A 9,686-nucleotide genomic window follows, 5' to 3' on the forward strand; every position below is an offset into this window, starting at 1 on the left:
GAAGGATTCAGTTACAGCTACGCTCGGTTGGAGCGCTCCTGACGATTATCTGGCCAGACCCATGACGACACAACCCGGTCTGTGGTGGATCATGTCGTCATTGGGGCGTCAGTCGATCAGCTTGTCGGCCTGGAGAAGCAAGGCGGGTGGGATCGTGAGGCCGAGTTGCTCCGCCGCCTTCATATTGATGACAAATTCAAACCGGCTCGGCTGTTCGACTGGAAGGTCCGCGGGCTTGGCGCCCTTGAGGATCTTGTCGACGTGACCTGCTGCCAGACGGAAGGTTTCAACGAGATCAGGCCCATAGCTCATCAGACCGCCGCCTGCGAGATAGGCCGCGTTCGAGAACATCGTTGCCAAGCGATGCCGTTGGGCCGCCGCCGCGATCTCCGCACGAAAGGTGATCGTCGAACTGTCGGAGAGTGTCAGAACGGCCGTGGCTCCAGCCCGGGCCGCTTGCGCCATAACTGGTTCCAGATCATCGGGAAAGCGGGTGTTGAGGGACACGATATGAATTCCGAGCGATTGTCCGGCCGCCTCCGCTTCCCGGAACTGGTTCAGTCCTCCGGGATTTTGGGAGTTCCACAAGATCCCGACACGAGACAGCCCTGGGAGAGCCGCCTTGAGCAGTTCGAGGCGCTTGGGCGTCAACTCAGGGCCATAGACCGAGCGGCCCGTCACATTGCCACCGGGGTGTGCAAGACTCGCGACCAGTCCATCCGCCACGGCATCCTGGCTGCTCGCCATAACGATCGGGATCGTCGCTGTCGCCGCCTTCAGCGCCTTCACGGATGCGGCTCCCGCCGTGACGATCACATCGACCCTCTGGCTCACCAGATCATTCGCAAGCGCGGGCAGCCGCGCGCTTTGGCCCTCGGTCCAGCGATACTCGATCGTAACGTTCTGGCCTACGACATAGCCATTCTCGCGCAGTCCCTGCACAAAGGCTTCATCAAAGGCGACAGGGCCGGATCGATCCATGAGATAACCGATGCGCCAGGTCCGAACCTGTTGAGCCACTGCCATCAAGGAGACTAAGGCAGAGACGATCACCAAAAAGGGCAAGAGGCGGATGCTCATGCACCCAAGCGCCCCAGGGCGGGCTCCCCCATTCGGCATGGATGATCCCCCTCGCTCGACATCCTGGTGGATCGTATGGCCACCTGGGTGGACCAAGCCGGTAGTCTAGCAGATGTCCAGGTCCGCTGAAATTCCCGCTGCGCTTTCATCCCCTTATGTCAGGTTGGGAGTGCCAGTACGTCGGCCCACATGTTGCCTTGGGCCAAGCTCATCTCCAATTCCGAGACTTGATGGAGAGCTGATGGCCTTTGCTGCCGAGTGCTGCAACGTTCCGTAAATTGCGTAGGGTCGGCTTTCACGCGCGAGTGCTGTTCCCTCGCGCAGTTCGAGCGGGAGGTGTATGCTTGCGGTGTAGGGATCAGCGCAAGATCTGCTCCCGATTGAGCGCTAACGGAGTACGTAGCAGGAACGTGCCCTCTCAAGCAGGCCTGTCGAGCTAATGAACGGCCTAATACGGTTCGGTTCAGGTGCTTAAGTAGCCATATAGCTCTGTGGGCACGTTGACAGGAAGGATGCAGCGGCCCGGTGGATCGGCTGGAGCGAGTGGCTCTGCGTAGAAAGGCTTCGCAGAAAGATTAGGCAGAAGGATCAACGGTTACCCGATGTGCGTCGATGTGATGTCCCCTCACATTGAGGATCAGGCTTCAATTCACGCCTGAGAGGTTCCCAATCCGTTCTACCTAAGCGCTCAACCAGACACAGATCTTGCGCTGGCCCCGAGCAGCTGACGATCGCCATTGTTCGCTTTGACGCTTGTTTAGAGGCGTCAGGCCTCTCTGCCGGCTGGCAGTCCCGTTGCGATATGACCGAAGCCGTCCGAGCTCTTATGCTCGATGGCTATTTGGTCGATGTCGGCGATCTGGTTCTCCATGACGCCGGAATGGACGTTCGGAGCCCGACGCATGAACTCACTCGGGCGGCAGCGGCTATCAGAGCTCGGCGGACTGCGATGGCGAGGAAAGCGCCCTGGCCGGTTTCTTTCGACGGACTAGCGGCTCTGAGGGGTGTCGGCGGGATCGGTACGAAAGCGCCGACGACATCGAAACGCAGGCGGCCTGATCCGGATGATGAAGAGGCCTATCCGGCCGTTGCCAATGATGCAGACCTGTGGAAGGCGCACTTTGCCGAAATCGACGCGGTGCTGGATCGCACCACGAGGGTACTGGCAGGTGAAACTCCGCTGCCGAAGAGCCGGTCGCACCTGGTGTATGACCCCGATCAGGACGAGGCAGAAGCCGAGGACTTGTGGCTTGGTTTCGTGAAGCGCACGAACCACTGGCCGGCCATTGCGGCGGCGTCCGCCGCTTGGAATGTCTGGCTCGATCTTAACCTCTACACCCGCTTGCCGTGGTTGGGGCTGACGATGGCCGCCTCGATCCTGCGAGCGCGAGGGATAACGAACCATCTCTTGCCGCTGGCGGCAGGGTTCAAGCAGTCGAAGTTCCGTCCACAGGGCAGGGAAGGGGCAAAGGAGAAACTCGATGGCTTTTGCAGTGTCATCGAGGAGGCATTGGAGATCGCGAACAAGGATCTGGAGAGGCTGATCCTAGCACGTGATCTCATGGGGCGGGTCACCGCCAAGACCCGATCCAACTCGAAACTGCCGGAGTTGGTCGACCTGTTCCTATCACGTCCGCTGGTGACGGTGCCGCTCGGCGCCAAACTGTTGAAGGTGACCCCCAAGGCAGTGGATCTGATGCTGGCGCAATTGGGCGGCGCTCTTCCGCGGGAGCTGACCGGCCGAACCCGTTACCGAGCATGGGGCATCGTATAAGGGCGGCCCAACGTGCCCCGGGACGAGTTTTACAACACGACGTGCGCCAAGGCTCTCACCGCTTCCGATCTGGGCGCGATCATTTACCCCATTTCCTTTGTCGAATGGCTTTCCAGAGGCTTCTCTGGCTTACTCCGATCAGGGCCAGATCCTGGCCTGTGATGCACAGATGTCGTTGAAGTCCCGCCCGATGCTCCTGTCCAAGAAATTGCCTCGTGACCTCCATTTCCTGGTGTAAGAACCTGCTTGCGCGCAACCCGGTCCTGAACGTTCTGGTTCTGGCTGCGGTCTTCAACTTGCTTTGCGCGGCTCTCGTCTACGATGAACGGGGGAACGCATCTGATCAGGCGAGGGCAGCATCCAGCAATCTTGTTGCATCGGTGAGCCGAGATCTTTCCCGCAATATTGAGATCATCGATCTGACGATCCAGAAGGTCATCGATCGGGTCACCCAGCCGGGCTTCACCGAACTGGGTTCTGACCTCCAGCGCCAGCTGCTGTTCGATCAGGTCGCGACGGCGCAGTACTTCGCTGCCATCGCCGTCGTCGATGAAAACGGGAAGCTAAGATACCACTCCCGTTTGACCGACCTGAATATCATCAACGTAGCAAAGCTACAATATTTCTCTATCCACCGCGATCGTCCGGACGTCGGGCTCTACGTTTCGCTGCCGATCAAGAGCCCGGTTGGTCTTGGATGGGGCCTCGTGTTCAGCCGGCGGATTTCTCACCCGGATGGCCGGTTCGCCGGGATCGCGTATGTCGGCCTGGGCTTGGACTACTTCACCGATCTGTTCCGTACGATGGACCTGGGACCGAATGGCTCGATGTCGCTCATGCGAGCGGACAGGAAGCTACTCGTGCGCGAGCCATTCAACGAGAAGCATCTCGGCACGGACGTCAGTGGGGCGGGGATTTATCGTTACTATCCGCAGCAGAGATCAGGATCGTTTGAGGCCAGTTCCTCGCCACTCGATAGCGTCCCGCGACTCTATACGTTTACCCAGATCGGGGATTTCCCGCTGACGATCAGCGTGGGACGCTCCCTACAGGATGTCTATGCCGCCTGGCAGAGCCGAGCTCTGACGATCGGCGGCATTGTGCTAGCCCTGACCGGGGCCATGATTGCTCTGGCTCTCAGCCTACGGCGGGAGTTCCGCTGGCGGCGAGCCGCGCACCAGGAGGCCTTGCATAACGAAGCGCTCTTCCGCGGAGCCATGAAGGGCGCCGGGATCGGAACGGCGCTGCTGTGCCTCGACGGAACCGTATTCAAGGTCAATCCGGCCTTCTGCCGGTTGTTCGGGTTTTCCGAACGGGAGATGCTGTCGAAGACGGCGGCCGACCTGACCCCTTCGGATGACGATCCACCAGATGATGGCCCGCTCTTGAGAGGCGAGATCGACGTCGTCGAGAGCGAACGCCGTTTGGTGCGCAAGGATGGTACGGAAGTTTGGGTCCTCAGGTCTGCCTCTCTCCTGCGGGACGAGGCAGGCAAGCCGGCCTACATGATCGTGCAATACCAGGACATCACGGCCCGGCGCGAAGCCGAGGAAAGCCTCAGATACAACGCGACCCATGACGAACTGACAGGTCTCCTGAATCGATCAGCCTTTGAGCAGAAGCTTGAAGAGGCCCTGGCGGAAAGCCGTGACACCGGCATCAAACATGCCCTGGCCTTTATCGACCTCGACCGGCTGAAGATCATCAACGATTCCGCCGGCCATGTCGCTGGTGATGCCCTGTTGCGGAGCGTGGCAGGAGCCTTGCCAAACTACCTGCGCGATGGCGATGTGATTGGCCGGCTTGGTGGCGATGAGTTTGGCATCATCCTGCTCGGATGTTCCCTTGATGATGCGACAGTGATCCTTGAGGAGCTCAATACTGCAGCCAGTGCGATCCAGTTCCCTTGGGAGGATCGCAGCTATAGTGTCGGGGCCAGCATCGGGGTTACCGAGATTACGCCGAGCACCCGCTCCCCAAGCGCGGTCCTCGCTCAAGCGGATGTTGCCTGCCTGACGGCCAAGATGGCCGGGCGGAACCGCGTCAGCATCTACCGGCCCGAGCAGAGCGAAGCGGTTGATCGCCATCGCGAGATCGCTGTCGCGGCCGGGATCAAACTAGCGATAGAAGAGGGACGGCTACGGCTCTTTGCTCAACGGATTGTCGCGTGCGCGGATCCGACCCAGCAGCGGTACGAGATCTTGGTGCGGATGCTAGACAGGGACGGGACGATTATCCCGCCGTCTGTGTTTATTCCGGCGGCAGAACGGTATGACCTCATTGGCGCCATTGACCGTTGGGTGGTCCGGGAGGCTCTGACCTGTATTGGACGGGCAGGAGGCCTCGACCAGCATCCCCAGATCCACCTCAACCTGTCGGCAGCCTCAATCGGCGATGCTTCGTTCGTGGCCTACGTGCGCGAGATCCTTGAGGTTTCCGGAATCCCGCCAGAAACCCTGGTCTTTGAGATCACGGAAACGGCCGTGGTCAGCAATATGGCCGTGGCAGCCACGACAGTCGGCAGGTTGCGCGAAATGGGATGCCAGATTGCACTGGATGATTTCGGCGTTGGCCTGAGTTCGTTCAACTACCTGCGCCAGTTTCCGGTCGATATGGTCAAAATCGACGGCAGCTTCGTTCACAACATGACAACGAACGCGGTGGATCGCTACATCGTCAAATCCATTCACCAGATTGCCAAAGAACTCGGCGCTCAGACGGTCGCTGAGTTCGTCGAGGATCAGGCGACTTTCGAACTGGTCTCGTTGATGGGGATCACCTTCGCACAGGGCTACGCGATTCACAGGCCTGAGCCCTTCGAGGAGATTATGGCAGATCGCGAAATCCGGGCCGAGACCTAACGCCAGCGATCCACTATCTATTGATCAAAGGTGAAGATCGATTGGGTCTTGTAAGGATTGCCCCCGCGCTGGGTGGTCTAAGCTTTCCTTAGTCATGGCGTGAGCCCATCATTGGCTGTTCATATTCAACCTGTTAAGGCTTCACCTCGTTCGAAGGGACGATTTCCCATGTTGATGTGGAGCACAGTGGTTACTTTCCTCCTCTCGCTGATAGCCATCGGGCTGCTGCGGGCGAGTGCTCCCTCTTGGCTCCTGTCCGGTGCGGAGCTGGCGGCAGTGATCAGCGTCTTTGCCCTGGTGTGTTTTCTTGAAAGCAGCGGTGGCAACACCGATCGCTCCAATCCCACCGGCTGATAAGTTTTCGTAAGGAACTCCACCTACGGTGCGGCTCCGTCCTTGATCGGAGACAGCCCATGAAACGCTTCCTGCTCGCCGCGATCGGGATTGCTCTGGCGTCCCCAACAGCGATCGCCGACGGCCTCAGCCTTGCTGGCTCCCTCTGGCAATGCACCCGCGCCTCTGATCGGTCTCAGTTCGTGATCACCTTCTACCCTGGTGGCGGCGTCGGGGGAGGCGAGTTGGAGAATGGTGAGGTCAGCCCCTACATCTTCGATGCGTCTCGGACGAAACCGGGCGAATGGCCGGGCAAATGGGAGCAGACAGGGCAGCATTTCACATGGACATTTCCTGATCAGAGCATCCGGATTGAAGGAAGCCTTCGAGGTCCTGGGCAGGCAAATGCGCGGCTCACCGGCACTGAGACTTCGTCGGGAGAGCACTCCGCTATCACCTGCGCCGCCCTGTCCAAGCTGCCCAAGATCGGGGACGGGTTGGTCATCCCCAAGAACGGTCGCTTCATCGACCTGGATCAGGAAGACGGCGAGTTGACTACACTCAAAGGCTAAGCCCGGCACCGCATGGCCTGACGGACGAGACATTCCACGGCACCACTCGAACTCTTTTCAAGCGCCACCGTTGATTCTGAGGCAGCGAGGGAGTGTGGCATGTCGATCATCGGCTGGCTGGTTCTCGGCCTCATCGCAGGCTTCATCGCCAGCAAAATCGTGAACAAATCGGGCGAGGGCGTTGTCCTCGACATTGTTCTCGGCATCGTCGGAGCCGTGGTTGGCGGCTTCATCTTCAATGCCATCGGGCATGTCGGTGTGACCGGCTTCAATCTCTGGAGCATGGTGGTTGCCATCATCGGAGCGATTGTTGTCCTTGTGATCTACCATGCCGTAGCAGGTCGCAGCCGCTCTTCCGTGTAGGTGTTCGGAGACCAACCGCCTAGCTTTAGGCCGACCTGCTGCATGAAAGCACGACGGGCATGGACCAGATTGCTGCAACCCGGCCAAGTCTATGCCCAAGCGGCATCTTGGGCTGAGGTACCCGGTGCCGCCATGGGCTTCCGACCGAACAACCAAGGGAAGGGGAGGCGAGCTTGTCTTCCCTCGTGAAGTTGAGGAGGCCCTTTGCCACGAACCAGGCCTTGGCCGCAGGAATGTGAGCCTCGGATGGCTTGGTCATCAACGAGGAGGAAACAGATCAATGACGTCCAGCATCCCCACAGGTTCTTCATTATCCCGAAAAGTGGTCACAGCCTTCTTCGACAGCCGCAGCGATGCCGAGGATGCGATCAAGCGTCTGGTGGATGCCGGGGTGCCCCACGACATCATTCGCTTCATGCCTGGTGACGAGCGGGATCCGCCGGACGATCCCGCCGCAGCCCGACGCTCCGGGCCAAGAGGGTTCTGGGGCGCCTTGGGCGGGTGGTTTCTCCCGGACGAAGACAGGCACACCTATGCGGAGGGCCTCAGCCGCGGCGGCTATCTGATCTCGGTCGATGCCAGCGATGAGCAGTATCAGCGCGTGCTCGACATCCTCGATGACGAAGGCACCATCGATATGGACGAGCGCGCCGACTCCTGGCGGGCGGCGGGATGGTCCGGTGTGTCGGCCGAGGGTGTCGTCTCCGGATCAGCCGCCAACCTGGCCACCGGCGAGCGTTCGGCTTCCGGCGGCAAAGAGGGGGCTGCCGGAGTTCCGGAGCAATCTGATGCCGGCCAACGGGACCTCAGCCACGGACGGACCCGGATCCGCTCCTATGTGGTGGAGGACCCATCGACGAGACGGTGATGCCGCTCCCGCAGCATGCCTGCCAAGCCTGCTCTCAAGGATGCTCCGGGCGACCTCGTCACTCACGAGATCCCCCGGAGCGGCAATCGCCTCGACCCTATGCCGATACAGAACCACGGCATGCTCTTCTGTCACGAATCTCAGGTCTTGGGATCCTGATTGGGTTGATCAGGTTGAGGTGTTCGATCCTAAGCTGATTGCGCGCCGGCCGAAGGTCATTCCATTCTGAAACCCGGGATGGCGCCTCTTCCCAACCAACCGCACTGCTTTGTGAGCTTCTCGTGAGAGCGCAGTTTTGGGTAGACGAGTTGTCCAACGTCGCTTGAGCAGAGACCCTCTAACTTTTAATCAGAGGGTCCTGGGTTCGAGTCCCAGCGCGCTCACCAAACTATATCAAGCACTTAGCACTACTTTGGCAGGCATGAGGAACCAGGCGAGGCCTGCCGACGTCTTCTCGGAAGGATGGTCCGCAGGAGGTTGTCATGAGCACCTCAGTGGCGTGGGAACACGAACTTCAGTCCTGGCTCGAACCCTTCCTCACCCCTCTTCACCATCCGGCTCGCCGGCGCATGTGCCCGCTCTATGTGGCGGGCCTGATCGGGCCAGGTGAGCGCAAGAGCCTGCAGCCGATGGCCGCCCGGGTGGCGCCCGCCGACTATGACCAGCTGCATCACTTCGTGGCCGTGGGCCCGTGGGACGAGGCGCCGCTCGAGGCCGAACTCCTGGCTCAGGCCACCCGGCTCGTTGGCGGGCCAGACGCGATCCTGGTGATCGACGACACGGCGCTGCTCAAGAAAGGCACGCACTCCGTGGGTGTCGCCTCGCAATATGCCGGAGTGGTGGGCAAGCAGGCCAATTGTCAGAGCCTGGTGTCGCTCACCCTCGCCAAGGGTGAGGTGCCGGTCCCGATCGTTTTGCGGCTGTTTCTGCCCGACACCTGGATCCAGGATCCCGAGCGCCTGCAGCAGGCGGGCGTGCCCGAGGCGTTCTGGACGCAGCGCACCAAGCCGGAGATCGCCCTGGAGGAACTCAAACGTCTGCTGCAAGCCGGCGTAAGCTTCGGGGCGGTGCTGGCCGATGCCGGCTATGGCATCAGCGGGCCCTTCCGGCAGGCACTCTCAGCCTTAGGGCTGCTGTGGGCGGTGGGCATTCCGCGCATTCAGAAGGTCTACACGGCGGACGTGCAGATGATCACGCCCCCGCCCTCGCGCGGCCGACCCCGCACGCGGCTCATCCCAGATCAGGAGGCGATCGCGGCCGAAGCCATGCTGGCCACCGCCTCCTGGCGTCAGGTCACCTGGCGGCGCGGCACCAAGGGTCCGCTGAAGGCGAAGTTCGCAGCCGTGCGCGTGCGGGTGGCTGATGGGCCTGAGGTGCGTCTTCAGGGACGGACCGGTCAGCATCTGCCCGGCGACGAGGTGTGGCTCGTGGGCGAGCATCGCCCCTCAGGCGAGCGCAAATACTACCTGTCCAACCTGCCGCCCGACACGACGCTGAAGCAATTGGCTTCTCTCATCAAAGCCCGGTGGGTGTGCGAGCAGGCGCACCAGCAGCTCAAGGAAGAGCTCGGGCTCGATCACTTCGAGGGCCGCTCGTGGCGCGGGCTGCACCGACACGCGCTGCTGACGCTGATCGCGTATTTGTTCTTGCAGCATCTGCGGCTGCAGGCCGCCACAGGGGGAAAAAAGAAAAGCCGGCGGACCACCGCCACAACCGACGCTGCCGGCCGTTCGGCGCATGCTGCTTGATCATCTGGCGCATGCCATGCGCCTCCGATGTCCCTTCTGCCGTGCCCGCTTCACCCTAGGTTCACTGATGAAAGTGCCAAAGTAGTG

At 60.8% G+C, this 9,686-nt stretch carries 8 protein-coding genes and 1 tRNA gene; 8 read left to right on the top strand and 1 reads right to left on the bottom strand.

Features of this window, described 5'->3' with window-relative positions:
• Window positions 1–108 precede the first annotated feature (108 nt).
• Complete coding sequence (locus DDF70_RS26065; RefSeq protein ID WP_162820675.1) at window positions 109–1,020, bottom strand: ABC transporter substrate-binding protein; 912 nt, start codon at window positions 1,018–1,020, stop codon at window positions 109–111.
• A 796-nt stretch (window positions 1,021–1,816) separates the two neighbouring features.
• On the opposite strand from DDF70_RS26065, the gene DDF70_RS38835 reads away from it, so the two are divergent.
• The 8 genes from DDF70_RS38835 to DDF70_RS26100 all read left to right on the top strand — a co-directional run bounded on the left by DDF70_RS38835 (window position 1,817) and on the right by DDF70_RS26100 (window position 9,599).
• Window positions 1,817–2,854, top strand: coding sequence for an RHE_PE00001 family protein (locus DDF70_RS38835; RefSeq protein ID WP_281024392.1), 1,038 nt, complete (start codon window positions 1,817–1,819; stop codon window positions 2,852–2,854).
• A gap of 215 nt (window positions 2,855–3,069) precedes the next feature.
• The gene (locus DDF70_RS26075; RefSeq protein WP_114947668.1) at window positions 3,070–5,715 is read left to right on the top strand and encodes an EAL domain-containing protein; all 2,646 of its coding nucleotides are present in this window, start codon (window positions 3,070–3,072) and stop codon (window positions 5,713–5,715) included.
• 168 nt (window positions 5,716–5,883) lie between these two features.
• A complete protein-coding gene (locus tag DDF70_RS26080) occupies window positions 5,884–6,069 on the top strand; it encodes a hypothetical protein (RefSeq protein WP_114947669.1) in 186 nt (61 codons plus the stop codon).
• Between the two features lie 59 nt (window positions 6,070–6,128).
• Window positions 6,129–6,620 (top strand): hypothetical protein, encoded by a 492-nt coding sequence (locus DDF70_RS26085; RefSeq protein WP_114947670.1) that lies wholly within the window; start codon window positions 6,129–6,131, stop codon window positions 6,618–6,620.
• Window positions 6,621–6,719: 99 nt separating this feature from the next.
• Window positions 6,720–6,983 (top strand): GlsB/YeaQ/YmgE family stress response membrane protein, encoded by a 264-nt coding sequence (locus DDF70_RS26090; RefSeq protein ID WP_114947671.1) that lies wholly within the window; start codon window positions 6,720–6,722, stop codon window positions 6,981–6,983.
• Between the two features lie 280 nt (window positions 6,984–7,263).
• The gene (locus tag DDF70_RS26095; RefSeq protein ID WP_162820676.1) at window positions 7,264–7,851 is read left to right on the top strand and encodes a hypothetical protein; all 588 of its coding nucleotides are present in this window, start codon (window positions 7,264–7,266) and stop codon (window positions 7,849–7,851) included.
• A 285-nt stretch (window positions 7,852–8,136) separates the two neighbouring features.
• Window positions 8,137–8,237, top strand: a tRNA-OTHER gene (locus tag DDF70_RS36955).
• A 96-nt stretch (window positions 8,238–8,333) separates the two neighbouring features.
• The gene (locus DDF70_RS26100; protein ID WP_114947673.1) at window positions 8,334–9,599 is read left to right on the top strand and encodes an IS701 family transposase; all 1,266 of its coding nucleotides are present in this window, start codon (window positions 8,334–8,336) and stop codon (window positions 9,597–9,599) included.
• The last annotated feature ends 87 nt before the right edge of the window (window positions 9,600–9,686 follow it).

Origin of the sequence: Microvirga calopogonii, assembly GCF_003347665.1 — a bacterium.
Classification (GTDB): domain Bacteria; phylum Pseudomonadota; class Alphaproteobacteria; order Rhizobiales; family Beijerinckiaceae; genus Microvirga; species Microvirga calopogonii.

Bases quoted from the DNA above. Each gene is read 5' to 3' on its own strand.
- DDF70_RS26100 (WP_114947673.1), top strand. From the start codon at position 8,334: ATGAGCACCTCAGTGGCGTGGGAACACGAACTTCAGTCCTGGCTCGAA.
- DDF70_RS26095 (WP_162820676.1), top strand. From the start codon at position 7,264: ATGACGTCCAGCATCCCCACAGGTTCTTCATTATCCCGAAAAGTGGTC.
- DDF70_RS26090 (WP_114947671.1), top strand. From the start codon at position 6,720: ATGTCGATCATCGGCTGGCTGGTTCTCGGCCTCATCGCAGGCTTCATC.
- DDF70_RS26080 (WP_114947669.1), top strand. From the start codon at position 5,884: ATGTTGATGTGGAGCACAGTGGTTACTTTCCTCCTCTCGCTGATAGCC.
- DDF70_RS26085 (WP_114947670.1), top strand. From the start codon at position 6,129: ATGAAACGCTTCCTGCTCGCCGCGATCGGGATTGCTCTGGCGTCCCCA.